The 16,261-nt window shown below is 40.8% G+C and carries 14 protein-coding genes; 2 read left to right on the forward strand and 12 right to left on the reverse strand.

All coding sequences use genetic code 11. The annotated features are described in order from the left end of the window. The first annotated feature begins 59 nt into the window (after positions 1 to 59). Positions 60 to 1,439 carry an MATE family efflux transporter gene (locus tag BLQ57_RS15945; RefSeq protein WP_087940569.1) on the forward strand — a complete coding sequence of 460 codons (1,380 nt, stop codon included), beginning with the start codon at positions 60 to 62 and terminating at the stop codon, positions 1,437 to 1,439. A gap of 12 nt (positions 1,440 to 1,451) precedes the next feature. Here BLQ57_RS15945 and BLQ57_RS15950 read toward each other — a convergent pair whose 3' ends face one another. The 12 genes from BLQ57_RS15950 to BLQ57_RS16010 all read right to left on the reverse strand — a co-directional run bounded on the left by BLQ57_RS15950 (position 1,452) and on the right by BLQ57_RS16010 (position 14,740). Further along, entirely contained in the window at positions 1,452 to 2,519 is a 1,068-nt protein-coding gene (locus tag BLQ57_RS15950; protein WP_087940568.1) for an MBL fold metallo-hydrolase, read from the reverse strand. 329 nt (positions 2,520 to 2,848) lie between these two features. Further along, positions 2,849 to 3,604, reverse strand: a complete 756-nt coding sequence (locus BLQ57_RS15955) for a hypothetical protein (RefSeq protein ID WP_087940528.1) — start codon at positions 3,602 to 3,604, stop codon at positions 2,849 to 2,851. 87 nt (positions 3,605 to 3,691) lie between these two features. Further along, positions 3,692 to 4,372 carry a CAP domain-containing protein gene (locus tag BLQ57_RS15960; RefSeq protein WP_087940527.1) on the reverse strand — a complete coding sequence of 227 codons (681 nt, stop codon included), beginning with the start codon at positions 4,370 to 4,372 and terminating at the stop codon, positions 3,692 to 3,694. A 62-nt stretch (positions 4,373 to 4,434) separates the two neighbouring features. After that, the gene (locus tag BLQ57_RS15965; RefSeq protein WP_087940526.1) at positions 4,435 to 4,683 is read right to left on the reverse strand and encodes an acyl carrier protein; all 249 of its coding nucleotides are present in this window, start codon (positions 4,681 to 4,683) and stop codon (positions 4,435 to 4,437) included. Between the two features lie 175 nt (positions 4,684 to 4,858). Continuing rightward, the gene (locus tag BLQ57_RS15970) at positions 4,859 to 6,004 is read right to left on the reverse strand and encodes a glycoside hydrolase family 26 protein (RefSeq protein WP_087940525.1); all 1,146 of its coding nucleotides are present in this window, start codon (positions 6,002 to 6,004) and stop codon (positions 4,859 to 4,861) included. 11 nt (positions 6,005 to 6,015) lie between these two features. Beyond that, entirely contained in the window at positions 6,016 to 7,599 is a 1,584-nt protein-coding gene (locus BLQ57_RS15975; protein WP_087940524.1) for a glycosyltransferase family 2 protein, read from the reverse strand. Between the two features lie 2 nt (positions 7,600 to 7,601). Next, positions 7,602 to 9,143, reverse strand: coding sequence for a tetratricopeptide repeat protein (locus BLQ57_RS15980; RefSeq protein ID WP_087940523.1), 1,542 nt, complete (start codon positions 9,141 to 9,143; stop codon positions 7,602 to 7,604). A 108-nt stretch (positions 9,144 to 9,251) separates the two neighbouring features. Further along, positions 9,252 to 11,126: a monovalent cation:proton antiporter-2 (CPA2) family protein gene (locus BLQ57_RS15985; protein ID WP_087940522.1), complete on the reverse strand. Its 1,875-nt coding sequence runs from the start codon at positions 11,124 to 11,126 to the stop codon at positions 9,252 to 9,254. After that, on the reverse strand, positions 11,123 to 11,728 hold the full coding sequence (kefF, locus tag BLQ57_RS15990) for a glutathione-regulated potassium-efflux system oxidoreductase KefF (protein WP_240507848.1): 606 nt from the start codon (positions 11,726 to 11,728) through the stop codon (positions 11,123 to 11,125). Before kefF ends, BLQ57_RS15985 begins: the two co-directional genes overlap by 4 nt. Next, positions 11,694 to 12,116 carry a (4Fe-4S)-binding protein gene (locus tag BLQ57_RS15995; protein ID WP_087940520.1) on the reverse strand — a complete coding sequence of 141 codons (423 nt, stop codon included), beginning with the start codon at positions 12,114 to 12,116 and terminating at the stop codon, positions 11,694 to 11,696. The genes kefF and BLQ57_RS15995 overlap by 35 nt, the downstream gene beginning before the upstream one ends. Positions 12,117 to 12,294: 178 nt before the next feature. Further along, positions 12,295 to 12,786: a hypothetical protein gene (locus BLQ57_RS16000; RefSeq protein ID WP_087940519.1), complete on the reverse strand. Its 492-nt coding sequence runs from the start codon at positions 12,784 to 12,786 to the stop codon at positions 12,295 to 12,297. Between the two features lie 475 nt (positions 12,787 to 13,261). Beyond that, a complete protein-coding gene (locus tag BLQ57_RS16010; protein ID WP_087940517.1) occupies positions 13,262 to 14,740 on the reverse strand; it encodes a glycoside hydrolase family 32 protein in 1,479 nt (492 codons plus the stop codon). A gap of 190 nt (positions 14,741 to 14,930) precedes the next feature. Here BLQ57_RS16010 and rfbA point away from each other — a divergent pair, with 190 nt between their 5' ends. Continuing rightward, positions 14,931 to 15,791 (forward strand): glucose-1-phosphate thymidylyltransferase RfbA, encoded by an 861-nt coding sequence (gene rfbA / locus BLQ57_RS16015; protein ID WP_087940516.1) that lies wholly within the window; start codon positions 14,931 to 14,933, stop codon positions 15,789 to 15,791. The last annotated feature ends 470 nt before the right edge of the window (positions 15,792 to 16,261 follow it).

Below are 16,261 nucleotides of genomic sequence, written 5' to 3' on the forward strand. Positions count from 1 at the left end.
AGTATGGATAAGTAGTAATCCTGTATTTTTGCGGGCTAATTACTTTTAACGAAATGGCAATGACTGTTCAACTCATCAAGGATGCGATTTTAGGGAAGGAGCAGGATTTTACCACGCTCAGTCTTAAGACTGCTATTTTGGTCCTTTCCATTCCAATGATTTTGGAAATGATGATGGAGTCTGCTTTTGCTGTAGTGGACATATTTTTTGTAGCCAAACTGGGTGAGCATGCCATTGCCACTGTGGGACTGACGGAGTCGGTGGTCGTTTTGGTTTATGCGGTGGGTTTTGGGATCAGTATGGCTGCGACGGCTTTGATATCTAGGAGGTTTGGGGAAAAAGACTATCATAAAGCCGGGGAGGTGGCATTTCAGTTATTGGTAGTAGGAGGTACAATTTCAATTGTTTTGGGAATCTTGGGATGGTTTTTTGCTGGAGAAATACTCAAATTGATGGGAGCCGAAGAGGAGGTTTTAAGGACTGGTGTATCCTACACTCGAATTATTTTTGCCGGGAATACGGCTATCATGCTACTATTTCTCATCAATGGAGCCTTTCGTGGTGCAGGTCAGGCGCATCATGCCATGCGCTCTTTATGGATTGCCAATGGATTTAATATTCTGCTTGACCCTTTGTTGATATTTGGAATTGCTTCCTGGGAGGGCTTTGGATTAGAAGGAGCAGCGATAGCAACCACCGTAGGAAGAGGATTGGGTGTGGTCTATCAGTTTTATCATTTGTTTAATGGAAAGCACAGACTACGCATCGCATTGGAGCACATGCAGGTCAAGTGGCAAACGGTCCGTAAGATCATGAATATTGCAGCGGGAGGAATGGGACAGTTTTTGATTGACTCTGTTTCTTGGATTGCCTTGACTAGAATGAATGCAGAGTTTGGCTCTGCTGCCTTGGCTGGCTACACCATAGCTATGAGAGTACTGATATTTACACTTTTGCCAGCTTGGGGTATATCGGGTGCAGCAGCTACACTAGTTGGTCAAAATTTAGGAGCAAATGAAATTGACCGAGCAGAGAAGGCCGTCTGGTTGACAACGCGCTATTGTGTGATTTTCATGGCTTCTGTTACAGGGATTTACCTTCTTTTTTCCAGTGAGTTGGCAGGGTTTTTTACCGATATTCCCGAAGTTAAAGCTATTGCATCACAGGGACTTTGGGTCATTGTTTTGGGCTATGTTTTCTTCGCAGTTGGAATGGTTTTGACCCAAGCCTTCAATGGTGCAGGAGATACCAAGACACCAGCTTATATCAATATAGGAGTATTATGGTTTATGGAAATTCCACTGGCTTGGTTTTTGGCTTTTCCCATGGGACTGGAATACTTGGGTATTTTTATAGCCATTGCTTTCTCTCATTCATTTCACGCGCTGGTGGCATTGTATTTCTTTCGTCGTGGTAAATGGAAAAAAGTCACGGTATAGTTGAAATTTTCTTTAGTATTGAAAAAGGTTTTTACCAATTACAGGGTCGATCATACGGTTATCTACTAGTTCGGGACTGCTCTTGAGAATATCTAAAGGCTCCAATAGAGGCTCGTCTGACAAGTCAAATGTCCCAAAATGCATAGGAATAAAATGCTTTCCATTCATTTCCAGAAAAGCCTGACCTGCATCCGAAGGACTCGTATGTGCAGGATGCATAAACCAAATAGGTCGAAAAGCCCCCACACCCATCAGCGCATAATCGGGCGAACCTAGTGTTTCCTCGATCAGTTTGAAATGTGGGCCATAGCCGGAGTCTCCCATAAAATAAAGTCGCTTTCCTTCTGTTTGAATATAAAAACCTCCCCAAAGCCGCTTATTGGTATCCATTAGACCTCTTCTAGACCAGTGCCTAGCAGGGACAAAAGTGATGTCAAGCCCTATCTCCGTAGAGAATTTTTGGAACCAGCCTGCTTCTTCGATTTCTATTTTATTTTTGGTCCAAGATGCGATCAAAGGTTTCATATTTAAACCTGCTAGGATTTTTACTTGGGGATTTATAGAAGTAATTAATTTTATCGTCTCTTCATCACAATGATCCCTATGATCGTGTGAGATCAAAATGTAATCAATGTTTTTAAATTCCTCAGGATCGAGAGGAAGTGTACTTTGTCGCTTTAGCACCCAGTTGTCCAGCCAAACTGGATCTGTGATGATGGTTTTCCCGTTGACTCGAATCAGAAACGAGGCATGACCTAGCCAGATTAATTGATCCTCACTGCTATTATCGAGACTAGTTATTTTTACTAAAGGCAGCTTTCGCGTATCATTTTCTTTGATTTCTGCTTGTGGATTGGAAGAGGTTTTCCACTTAAAAACGTCCAAAAGACTGGACTCGAAAGGATGAAATAGATTTTGATATGTTCCGTCGCTCAATTGCGGTGTTCCTTTCCAGTTGGAGGGCTTGGCATTGTAGCTAAGTTCCGGATTTTCCGTGTAAGTCAATGTAGGGCTTGTTGAAGGAATTATAAAAAAGGAAAAAAGTAATCCAGAAACCATTAAGATTATCAGGGCTACCATAGTTTTTTTGTTCTTTGAAGGTTTCAAGTGATTTGGATTTAGGATTAAAACTCCTTCACCTCGGAAGTGGTTCACAAAAATAAAAGCCGAACCCTGATAGGGCCCGGCTAATTCTGAAAATGAGTGTAATTATTTTATGGATATACGGAATTCTGTCTGTACCCAAGTTTTTTAATATCCATCTCGACTTGGTTCGACTTCGCTCACCAACCGTCGACCGGTGTCCGTTTGTTTCGTTTTTCCGAAAGGGGTAGCCGGTCTCGATCCCGATAAATTGGGACGGGATGAGGCCTTTTCCACTTACTGACAAAGAAGCGGATATGCAAAAATTATTTTAATGAAACGAATTTACTGTCAACGGTTTCGTTAATAAAATATATTTTTTTTCCACCAAAAGTTTGGCTTTCGCTGTTGTAGGCAGCTACCTGCACCAGGGCAGTGCTAGAAGCAGAAAGGCTATTTAATTCACTAGCTGAGAAAGTGATAGAGGTTGACCTTGCTTCTTTGGTGACCACATTTCTGCCATCAGATACTACCCACAGCAAATTATCCACTGCAGCCGGAATTGACTGCACACTTAAAGCAACCCCTGCACTGATTGTGAATTCTTCCGGCACACTAGTTTGAAAGCGGACGACTCCTGGCATGGGTTTGCTGGTGCTGTGCTCAAAACCCGAGAAACCATTTGCTCCTGCAACTGACCAGCTATTGGTCTGTCCTGAGTTGAGTTCTAGTGTGATGTCTGTGAAATTGTTGATATATGCATTTCCACCTACGTTTTGTAGAGCAAAATCATTCAGACTGACAGTGCCTACATTGACCAGATTGCCTCCACTTGATGAAGAATAAAAGTTGGCATTGGCAACATCAATGAGAATGTCGGGCATACCCGGAACGCTAGGAGTGCCTGATGGCAGATTCGATTTGGCCTTGATCGCTGCTAGCACTCCATCTGCATCACCAAAATCAGGAAGAGGATTGGTGCTTTGTTGATCTTGTGGATTTTCGTCTGAGTCATTACAGGCGGTAAATAGCAGACCTACAAGGCTAAAAATTAAGAGAAAAGAGGATGTTTTAAGTTTCATAGAAGAATGGATTTATTTTTTCAAATGTCATCCATACTCTAACCCATTTCAATAAGGCAAATGGCGTATATGTTGTTCTTTACGTTGTTAGATGTTACTGCTGAAACATTGTACATTGATAAAATAGGGCATATTATACAATTTTTTCTCAGGGTATACCGCGCAACCCGCGCTCATAAATTTGAAATGAGGGTTCAATATATTTTCCCGATGTCCGGGAGATTCCATCCAGAGTGCTACAATTTCTTTTGCATAGCTTAGGTAGGTATGTGACTCGACAGGGCGGGTTTCATTAGTACTGCGATAATAAAAATCACCTGGCGATGGGGATGGACCTATTGGCTTGCCGTACTCGTAGTCGAGGCCGGCGGTGCTACTGATATTTTCAGCGATCTGACTTGGGTTTAAACCGACAATCTGAAATCGATCTCGCAGGAGTCTTTTATTTCTGATGGTACTGTAGTGGCCATAAAAATTATACTTAACCATATCAGCGGCATGATCTGCTGAAAGCTGTTCTATTCGAAAAGAATATTTGAATTCTACTAAATCATGTAAACTGCGGTGCTCGTTGGTGGCATAAAAAATAGCGGCATGAAGCAGTGCATAATCGATGGATCTAAAATCAATGGTTTGGTTGGCTTCCGGAAGCTGGTAAAAATCACTCCATGTGACTTTGTTGTACCTTTCCGTATTCCAGACCTGGGCCCAACTTAGTCTAGGCCCTAAAGTGCCAAAGAGGACAATCAAGTAGAAACCAATTCTCATCTGCGATGTCTTTTTTAAAATCAGACGAAACAGATTGGGATTTAGTGTATTGATTAGAAAATTTAATTGTCGTGGGGAAGATCAAGAAGAAGGTTAATAAGTGCCTTTGGCGTTCCAGCATTTTTAAGTTTTTCTTCCTGCAGGTTGACCTGAAGCTGATACTCTAGCTCAAAAATCAACCCATTGACAAAAACTGGATCCATATTCATTTTTTGGATGAAATGATCGTTTTTGCGAGGTCCATGAAGGTAAATTCCGTACATATGAAATACCTCAACTGCTTTTTTGATTTTAGAAAAATGCTGTCTCATGGTAGTAAAATTGTGGTAGTAAGTTAAATCAAGTTGGTTTTGAACGAATTCACAAAGAATTCATTGTGGGTTAAACTTGAATTAATTTGAAATAGTTGCACCGAGACTAAAAAATCATTCTGATTTTAAAATTTTTTAATGAAATCCATAGTACTTTAATTTTCACCGATAAAAATCACCAAGTATGAAATTGAGTTTTGATTGCGTCGAGAATGGCTGTATCATCAATGAAGTACCAATTCAAGGCCTGATAGGTAGTGGTAGCGTCATTTTTATTATGGAAAAAGATAAGAGCCCTGACTTGAGGATAGCGTTTCGGGAATTCTTTTAATGCATTGGAATACCATTCGGCCCGGTTTCCTCCCACGGCCAATGAACCAAACTCAGCCAATAAAATTGGCTTCTCGTAGGTAGCCAATTCCTCATAGTACCGAGCAAAAATCTCATCAAAACTCCACCATTGACTCCAAGGAGCCACTGTGCCGTAGTTTAATGTGCCGGTACCTATCCAGTCTACATAATCCTTCCCTGGATAATAGTCCTCAAAATAGCCATAGGCCAAATGAGGAGTCCAGACCCATAGTACATTGGAAGCACCCTCAAGCCTAAATAAATCTACTACATGTCTCCAGGCAGCAATAAAATCGTTTGCTTGATTATTTTGTGGTCCCCATGGATACCTGTAGGGATCGTTCATTTCATGACCTAATCTTAGCAAAATTGTAGTATTGGCATCTCGTGCTTCTTGAGCCCAACGAATTAAATAAGTATCATACAAGCCTTCTGAAACATCTTTGAGCCCATTTTTATCACGGTCTTCTTTATTTTTTAAAAATGGGATTTCATCTTCTGAAAAATCATTTAACCAAGGTTCCCAGGTAACCATAGGAATAGAACCCAAGGTAGAGATGGCCCGGATGGCTTCTATGGGGAAACGCTGCTCTCGCTTACTCCCCCAAGCGGAATAAAAATGAATAATAGGGAAGGTCGTGTCTAGACTATCCTCCAAATTGATAATAGGCTGGAAAGAAGGAATGGCTTGGTTGTCATAGGTGCCAAGAAGTAATTGAGAGGGTTTTTTTAGTAAGCTTGCATCTTGTTTGATTGGGGCTAACCATTCTAACTTTTTTGCTCTACTTTCACTTCTTTTGCTTAAGATATAATCTTCTTCTAGCCTAGAAACGGAGCCACTGATTCCTCTAAAAAAGTCTTCCAAAGGTCCAGAAGACTTATCTCCTAAGTAGACAATGCTTAAAACCAGGAGAACTGCTATACTGAGGACTGCTAATGTGGTGGCGATTCGGTGTAAAGGAGAGTTCATGCTTATGAGGTCTAAAGTTGCTTGGGAATCTCCTGCCAAGGGCTCTCTGCTTCCAATTGACTTGATTCCCAGACGGCATACAAACTGATAAGTGCTAAAACAAATGGAATACTAGCAAAAGCCAACATCCCGTAGGTGATTTCGGCTGATTCAATGATTTCTACTTCATTCATTTCAAACTTTCTGGAGTAAAATACATATACCAAAGTGACAAGATAAAGGAATATCTGGACGACAAGAGGCTTGGCAAAAGGGGATAATTTACCTTGAACTGCCTGTTTAGCAGTAGGAATATAGGGGATCTTTTTATTGACTAATGAAAGTAAAAAACCCATCAAATAAACAGGCCAACAGGCAAATTTCATAACCATCCCTCTCCAATGAAGGCCGGATTCTCCCGAGGGAAAGCTGAGCCACTGCTGTACATAAAAATAGATAATCGTCGAGAAGAAAAGCACCGGAAAGCCAAACTCCACAAACTCTACAAAGTACATTTTGGCCGGAAGTAGGTCAAACCAAAAGAACAGAAAGGGGATTAATAGGTAAATCAAAGATACAAGCCCCTCTAGATAGTAGGTGCCAATAGTCATATAGGAGAGTTTTTGCCAGAAGCTTAGCTTACTAAAAAGTCGCGGAACCTCCTCAAACAAGACTTCATGAACTCCTCTTGCCCATTTTAACTGTTGCTTGCAAAAGGACCCAAAATCCTCCGGAACCAATCCTCTTGCCACGATAACCGGATGATAAATAGATTTCCATCCTGCAGCATGTATTCGAATAGAGGTGACCAAATCTTCTGCCAAACCAATACCATGACCTCCGATGGATTCTAGGGCTTCTCTTCTGAATGTACAGTTTGCCCCTATGGCGACTGCACAGTTATAGCCATTCATCCCCATTTGGGTAGGACCATAGAAGGTGTAAGTTTGCTCTGCGGCTGCCTTAGCTGTAAAGGAGCGAAACTGATTATAATAACCTTGAGATACTTGTACAAACCCAACTTTCGGGTCGGAGAAAAAGCCCAAAGTTTGATCCAAAAACTCAGGAAATGGGACGTGGTCCGGATCCAAGACGAGGATAAAATCCTCATTTGTCATTTTCAAGGCGGCATTAATTTTACCTGCCTTGGCACCTGGAACTCCTACGAGCTCTAGCCATACAGCACCATATTTTTCTGCCACTTCCCGAAATCGTGAATCTTTGGTATCGTCTAATAGGTAAGTGGTATGAGGATAGTCTATTTTTGAGCAGGCTTCAAGTGTTTTTTCAAACATAGAAAGCGGCTCACCTGGGGAACTTGTGGTGAAAATTGCTACTGATAGTCCTTCGGGTGCTTCTTGGAAGTTCGGTCTCGAGACCCCCAAGTAATTAATCCAAATGATAATTAAGCGAAGCATGCCGTACCATAGGGTCGCTGATAAAACAATGAACAAGAATAAATTGCCAAGGTGCTCTTCCCTAAACCACCAATCTCCAAATCTGATAATCGAAATCAATCCAGAAATCACCAAACTGATCAGGACTAATTTGCGAAAAGTATTCACAGGTCTTGCCGAGCTGATTTTCCAAAAATTTTCAGAAAACACCTTCTTCATCTTCAAAACTTTTGGATCAAATTGACCTTCAAGAAGTGGCTATCAAAGAAGATCGTTTTTTGATACTGATAAGAGATCGATAAGGCTGTCTTTTGCGAAAACTCATTGACATAGTCAATTTTCAGATCGACTGGCTGATACCGTTCAGTATTGAAGATCAGAAAAAGATCAGAGGGATCTATTGGGCTCGGGACAATAAACTCGGGTCCAAAATAATAGATATTGGGGTTTTCTATTTCTGCGAAAACTCCATAATTCCCTGTAATATTGAAAGATTGAGTCCTAGTCAAATTCCATGATGCTTTTCCTAAAATCCCATGGATGGTCTGGTCGATAGGGGAAAAATATGGAGCATAAACGCCAGGAACCAAGGCTCCAAATTCGGGTGGGGAGATGGGGAAAAGAGAAGAGGATTTAGGCTCAAACTGGACAGTGTCAGTATCTGACAAAATACCTGCGTAGCCTAGTTGAAACTCAAATTTGGGGCTCTTAAAAACTCTAGCCAAAAACCAAAGACTGACAGTTTGTAGTTTATTGGATGGGTTAAATGTTCTTTGATCCAATTGTAAATTTCCTGACCAAAGTTTGCCTGGTTCACGAAAAAGTCTGAAACTGGCCAATTGGGGATTTATCGCTTGATTTAAGCTGGCTAAGGTATACAGGTAGGCTTCTTTTGCATATTCACCACTGATCGAGAAATTATTCCCTAGGCTTTGCTCAAGCATTCCACTGTAGATGAGGACGGGATTATCCCAAGCAGGATTTAGTACGGTTCCCATGGAAAGGGTGAAGGATGTTTGGGTAGAAAAAAAGCCAAATTTATTTTTAACCGAAAGGCTAGAAATAGGATCATAATCTTGGTAAAAGCGGCTTTCCAAACTAAGAGTAGGTTGGAATTTGGAAGATTGATACCAATTAAACGTTGCTCCGAGTAAACCATAATTCATAGGCTGGGAATCTGAATAATAGCCTGAATGAATACTCAAGACAGAAGCAGTTTCTCGCTCTATTTCATTTTTGAATTGGATCGCAGAGGGATTATCGGGGTAGTCTCTTAGAATGGCCTCCAAATACCTGATAGAGATGTTTTTATTTCCTCCTAGCCAGTAATTAATTTCAGCAAGTTTTTGGTTGATTTCAGGATCTTTAGGTAAATCCTTATGGAGTGAATCCAATAAAAGCACGGACTCTTGCCATTCTTGCAGCTCATAGAGAATTCTGGCGTAATCAAGTTTCACCTGAAGAAAACTGGGGTTTTCGTCTATTCGCTGTTTAAAATAATCCTTTGTTTGCTCAAAATCCTTAGACCAGTAATAAGCCTTGCCCAAAGTTCGGATCAAGTTTTCATTGGCCCGATACTGAGATTCAAGCCGGCTCAAGATTTGAATCGCCGGTTGAATTTGACCGAGATTTAAAAGGCTGTCAGCTTTTCCCAGTTGAGCATAAAAATCCTGCTCTTGTCCCTTTGCTGAGCCAATGAAAACAAGTGTTAGTATAAAGGGAATAAACACTTTAACTAATTTAAAGCAGATCGATTCCTTCATGAATTAAACAAAAGCATGAAATGCTCAAATTTGTGAGCAGTAGGAGGTAGGGGATAATAGTGGGTAATAAGTTTCGAAAATAAGGTAAATTTTGAAATAAAATTTTGTTTAAGAATTTTCTTTTAAAGAATCAGAATCCCATGCATGGTCATTTAAAGAAAACTTTTTCATGAGCTCACCTGAAAGCAGGTTTTCTTGCTGCTCGATGTGTTTTTTGGCGTTGTGGATGTACTCATTTTCGTCATTTTTGAAATTGACCAAAATCTTCAAAGCCTCCTCATCATATTTCATGAACTGCGCGGCAAGGCGATGTACCGTGTGGGCACGAAACCCTATTTTTTTCAGAACATCTTCTCCCATTCTGATGGAGGTGTCAATGTGCTCTCTGTAAATATTTCTTACCCCACTTTCCATGAGTTCATAGGCATCGTATCTATTTTTTGCACGTACCAATACCTCTAGATGAGGAAAATGTTCTTTGCAAATCTCTACGACTTGGAGGTTTTGAGCGGGAGTATCAATAGCAGAGATCAAGATTTTGGCTTCATCGGCTCCTGCCGTTTTGAGTACACTCACTTGGGTACCATCTCCGAAATAGACTTTGAAACCCATCTTTCTCAAAAAATCGATTCGCTCAGGATCATAATCTAGAATAGTACTCTCTACACCATTTGCTCTTAAAAATCGACCTATGGTAGATCCAAAATTCCCAAAGCCTAAGAGGATAACCTCATTTTTCTCATGAATAGAATCAAAATTTTCTTCGGTTTCATTAGTATTTTCCACCATTCTAGGGATAATTCCCTTTTCTGCGACCACTGCGACCAATGGAGTAAAGGTCATTGTGAGCGCAGTGATAGCCATCAATTGATCTGAGAGTTCAGGGCCAATTACTTCAAACTGAAGTGCAAAGGCATAGGTGACAAAAGAGAATTCTGAAACCTGAGAGAGTCCTATGGCAAAGCTTATGTTTTGACTGAGATTTAATTTTCTGATTTTTCCAATTCCAAATAAGACTAAAAACTTGAGCAACATCACTCCAAGCGTCACAGAGATAATGGGGATGGGGTCTCCGAGTATTAAATCGAAATTTATAGTAGCACCTACTGCCATGAAAAAGAGGCCAAGCAATAAACCTTTAAAAGGCTCCAAATCAGACTCTAATGCATGCCTGTAGGGGGAGTTGGCCAAGATCACGCCAGCTATAAAAGCTCCAAGGGCCGGACTAAGTCCGACTACTTGCATTAACCAGCTGATGCCAAAAACAATTAAAAGTGCAGAGGCCGTAAATAATTCACGAAGTCGAGTTTTGGATACCCATTTTAATAAGGGTCCAAAACCAAACCGGCCCATGAGTACGACTAAACCAATTGCTCCAAAAATCGAAAGCGTCTGTGCCCAAGTCGGAAGGCTGTTGATAAAGCCTGTACCGGAATGTGAATTTCCTGCTATCTCCCCGGCTGTACTCGCCAAAAGCGGAATAATCGCCAAAATAGGGATTACGGCAATATCCTGCATCAACAACACCCCAAAAGACATTTTGCCTACAGGACTGCCCATTTGATTTTTTTCTTTCAATGAAGATAGGACTATCGCCGTAGAGGAAAGCGCCATGGAAAGTGAAATGGCTAAGCTGATTTTCCAGTCCATTCCAAGATATACAGCAAGTCCAAAAATTAAAGCTGCCGTAGTTAAGACCTGAAGCAAGCCCACCCGGATGATCAAATCTCTCATTTTCCAGAGATTGTCAGGGTCCAGCTCCAAACCAATCAAAAACAGCATGATGACCACACCAAACTCTGTGGTATGCATGATGTCTTGGCCTTGATTTCCACTTTCTATGAAACCCAGCAAATAAGGGCCAATGACTATTCCTGCTATGAGGTAGCCTAATACAGATCCCATTCCGAGTTTTTTGGCGATTGGCACAAAAAGAATGGCAGCTAAAATGAATACGATAGCGGTGAGTAAAAATCCTGTCATTTCAGCTGAATATAAGGTGATGTTATCTCTTCATCTCTGAGCTTTACCAGTAAATCCCTGTATTCTTGGGCTTTTGCCTTCAGGGTCAAGGCATCTATGTTGTGTGTGCCTGCTACATGAAAAGTTGGCAAATAGCGCATATTGCAGAGATAAGCTGTTTGTTCGAAAGGTCTCAGGTATTCCTCAAGGCTGTAGCGATTCCGGCCTGCAGAGGAATAAACTGTAGAGCTACCTCCCGAACTGACTGCATTAAGGATGTACTTGTTTTTAAGATAAATCCCACTTTTCCCATATGCCCACCCGTGCTCCAATACTAAGTCAATCCACTGTTTCAACAGGGGAGGGCAGGAATACCAATAAATCGGATGCTGCCAAATAATTACATCGGCGTCAAAAAGGGCCTCTTGTTCTTGCTGTATTTCCACCTGAAAATCAGGGTATAACTCATAGAGATCCCTGATCTGTACATTTTCAAGTCCAGAAACAGCAGCTAATAATTGGGCATGTACATCTGAATGCTCAAATTTTGGATGAGCAAAAAGTATTAAAACTTTCCGCATGTCATAACTATCCTTTAAAATCGATTTTTTTATGTGTTCCATCACAGAAGGGCTTATTCTCACTTCTTCCGCAACGGCAAAAAGCCGAAACTTTAAACTGGTCTTTTGTACTTCCGTCTGTCATTTTGACCTTGAGCTTTCCATAGACCATCAGCGGACCATTGGGCATGACTTCTACCAAAAGTTCTGAATTTACCTCACTTTCTTGACTCTGCTTTTCATCTTCAAAATAATAGCCCAAAGCACCTGAGGGACATTTTTTTATCTGTTCTACGATTTTATCAGAGGCTGCTCCTTCTGCATTGATCCAAGGCTTTTGATCCAAATTAAAAACGGAAGGAAGACCTTTGACACAGTTTTCCGAGTGAATGCATTTATGCGGTTCCCAGGTGATGACTACTTCACCATTGGAGTATTCTTTTTTTTCCATAAGACAATAATTTCAATCCTCATATTACCAAAAAATTCTGGATTTTGATGAGCTTTTTCTAATTGGTATTCACCAATGCATGAAGAGACTCATAGTGTAAGGGAATCGATTTGATTAGAGAAATAAATGAGGGCAGTGAAGATTTTTATTAGGTAAAAACTCTCACCGCCCTCAAAAATTATTGGATGTTTTGATTGATGAGCTGAGTCCAGTTCTGAAGCATGACTTTCTCACCTATCAAATCGGGAAATTGATCCGAATCATAGAATTCCAAATTTTTGTTTGGCTGATCAGGGTTGATATAATGTAGGGTGAGCGCTAAGTAATCGATCACTTGATGTGTCTCTTTTCCGATTTTTACTTTTCGGATCTTTTGATCCTGAGAGCAGGACTTAATCGTCTTGAGATCAATAAACTCCTGACATGGAAAGTCCCCAAATCGAATATAGATTAGCTTTTGGGCTGCTTCATCTAGTCCAATTTGGTAGTGATTTCTCCATTTTTCGGTTTTGCTCAGCTTGAGATTCATTTTTTCAGCAAATTCCAAGAAACTGATGGCTTGATGCTTTTCAAGTTTATTTTGTTTTTGTTTTTGAATTACAAATGGGGCAAAGAATGCCATAAGAAAGAAGGCAGACACCATAAGGGTCGCCAAATCAATGTCGATCATAAATTTATTAAGAGGTTAGTTTATTTGCAATGAAAAAGCCATAAGGCACCAAAGGAATTGCAAATCCTACCAAGGATAGAAAAAATGGAGAAAAAGAAGCTTACTGTCAAAAAGTGACAGCGATCGGTCCAAAAAGTAGTTTGAGTTAGATATTAATCGACTTGAAATCGATTCAGAGGACCATTCTGCATTATTTTTAGAAGCTAAAGTCCAATCTATTTTGAAGAGGGGTGTACTCGGACTTGGGCCGGACTCGGCTACTAGGTCATGATTAAAGTCGCTGAATTTTCCTTCGGAAATACTATATTCTTTAGGGGAGTTCGAATAGTCTTTCTGATGGTCTGTAATTGGAATTACAACCTGAACCAAGGCCAGGAGAAGGCTTAAAAGCAAAAAAGAAAGCTGTTTTTTCAAAGGGTATTTAGCGGAAATAATTGTCAAAGATAAGAGTTCAACGGATAATTTTTAAAAAAGATTAATCTTCATAATTAAGTTCGTAAACCACTATATCTGAGAGATTTTCTGAAAATCTAGCAGTTTTCCAGGGAGAGTTTGGAAAAAGGGTAGAGGTTAAAACTAGCTCACCATCATTGATGAAAACTTCAATAGAACTCGCATCCAAAAAGATCCGGATGGATTCAGATTCCCAACTCATCGGTGCTGAGTGGACGGCCGGAAAATCAGGATGAAAATCTACCTGACCTGCTATGCTACGATCCACACTGACCAAACCGTTGGCACGTGTGATCAGTACTTTTTCACCCAATTCATTTTCCAATAAAATAGAAAACTCTTCTTCATTTTTAATTTGAGCCTCTAGCTCTACGCCTTCCGAGGGCAAGGTCGTTTGTAATTGGGATAGTGGATAAGTTTTTCTTCTCAACTCCTTCATTTCAGCGGCAGGGCTGGATTGTAGGAGTAAAGTCCCATTCACTTCAAATAATGAAAGTTCTCTTGGGATTGTCATTGCGGAGCGCCATTTCTCAGTGGGTACCTCTTGAGCATAAAGCCAATTACTCATCCAACCGATAAAGAGGTGTCGATCCTCGACATTGGACCAAGTGACTCCAGCATAATTATCTGGCCCATAATCCAGCCATCGGATCAGTTGATCATCAGGAGTAAACTTTCCCTCTTCAAAATCTCCAATAAAATATTGAGTAGCCGATCCTTTTTGGGGTCCTCCTGGGTTGATGCTGACCAGAAGTACCCATTTTTGGGATCCGTCCGGGGCGGTCATCGGAATCAAATCCGGGCATTCCCAAACGCCTCCATGAGCTCCTTGATTTTGACCAAATTCGCTTTCCATCTTCCAATCCAGTAGATTCTCCGAACTGAAAAATTGGATTCTGTCCATCACGGCTAAGGTCATAAGCCAACCCGGATTCCCGTTTTCTAATGTCCATGGCATTACTTTTGGATCCCTAAAGTCTTTTATTCCTTGGTTGGGCAGTACAGGATTATTCTGATACTTATCCCAAGAGATACCTTGGTCTATAGAGTAAGCGATGGCTTGGTATTGATAGTCAGTTGCCCCGGATTGCTCGGCCTCCATATCGTGATACGTGTAGATAGCCACAAGGGGAGGGTTTTCTATACTTCCTAAACCTGAGCTATTTTCCCGATCAAAAACAGCACTCCCTGAAAAAATGTAGCCCAAAGAGTCAGGGTAAATTGCAATAGGTTTTCGGTCCCATGAAACTAAATCTGAGGAGATGGCATGCCCCCAGTGCATCGGTCCCCAAACTGTGGAATCTGGGTAGTATTGATAGAAAAGATGGTATACGCCTTCATGAAAAACCATGCCATTGGGATCATTCATCCATCCAAAATCTGGGGTGAAATGGTAAATAGGACGGTATTTTTCCGTTTCGGCAGACTTAAACTCGATTTCAATGGCCTCCTTACAGGAGAAACTACCTATGAAAAGAATGAGGAAGAAATAATTTTTCATAAAAGAGAAGTCGTTTTTTTCTTTAGACAAAAGTAAGGTTTTGGAATTGAATCTACTTCACACACTATGCATGAAGATGGATATTTGAGAGAGCGGAAATTTTAGAAATTAAAAGGCTATTTGTAGTTTTAGAGAATTGTTTATGTTTTTGTATAAATCAATAAGACAGTTCTCAACTAAGCTACATTAAATGAAAGGAATTATTTTGGCCGGAGGTTCCGGTACTCGACTGTATCCGCTGACCATTGCCGTGAGTAAGCAATTAATGCCTGTCTATGACAAGCCAATGATTTATTATCCGCTATCCGTTTTGATGATGGCAGGCATAAAAGAGATTTTGATCATCACCACGCCTGAGGATTCAGAGGCTTTTCAGAGGTTGTTGGGAGATGGTTCGCAGGTAGGGTGTCATTTCGAATATGCCGTACAGCCTTCTCCGGATGGTTTGGCTCAAGCCTTTATAATCGGAGAAAAGTTTATCGGAGACGATAAGGTCGCACTTATCTTGGGAGATAATATCTTTTATGGGTCAGGATTACATAAGACCCTTCGAGAGCATACCGACCCTACCGGAGGTGTAGTTTTTGCCTATCATGTCAATGATCCCGAGCGATATGGAGTAGTAGAGTTTGACGAAAATCAGAAAGCTATCAGCATAGAGGAAAAACCTACCGACCCAAAATCTAATTTTGCTGTTCCTGGATTATATTTTTATGATAATAGGGTGGTGGATATAGCCAAGCAAATCAAACCTAGTCCCCGGGGAGAGCTCGAAATTACAGATATCAACAATGCTTATCTAAAACTCGAGGAACTACAAGTGGCTATTCTCAATAGAGGTACCGCTTGGCTAGATACGGGTACTCATCAATCCTTGCTCCAAGCCGCCCAATTTGTAGAGGTCATCGAAGAGCGCCAAGGATTAAAAATCGGATGTATAGAAGAGATCGCCTACAGAAATGGATTTATTGATAAATCAGAGCTGCTCAAAGCTGCGGAGAAACTGGGTAAAAGTGGTTATGGAACCTATCTTAAACGATTGATTTCTTGATAACTATAGTTCTTAGATTAAAGTATACTTAAATCAGCAATGACATCTGTATCCAAAACTTCTTAATGTTCACTTAGAATTGGTTCGACTTCGCTCACCATTCGACTTAACTCATCAACAGTCGCTCATAGGCCATTTGTCTCATTTTGTAGGAAAATCGCATTAAAGAAATAAAAAAAGAGGCTGTCTCAAAACTGGTTAAAAAGTTTAAGGCAGCCTTTTTTAGAGTGTAGAGGCCGATTTACTGATTTTCGGCCTTTATTTTTTTGACCTCTGTTCAACTTCGGGTTTCGGTGTTGATTTTTGGTAAAGGAGTTACTATGCAGTATTTCCACGGCTTAATGGACAAAAACCGGGCTTTAAAATGGCTCATCGGACCATCTTGGCCAAGTTGTGTGCGATGACCAGCAGACCAGTTTCGATAGCTACTTTTTCCTTACCTCTGAGCATGAATCTGCCTCTGCCTTTGT

The organism is Algoriphagus faecimaris (assembly GCF_900101705.1).
GTDB lineage: Bacteria > Bacteroidota > Bacteroidia > Cytophagales > Cyclobacteriaceae > Algoriphagus > Algoriphagus faecimaris.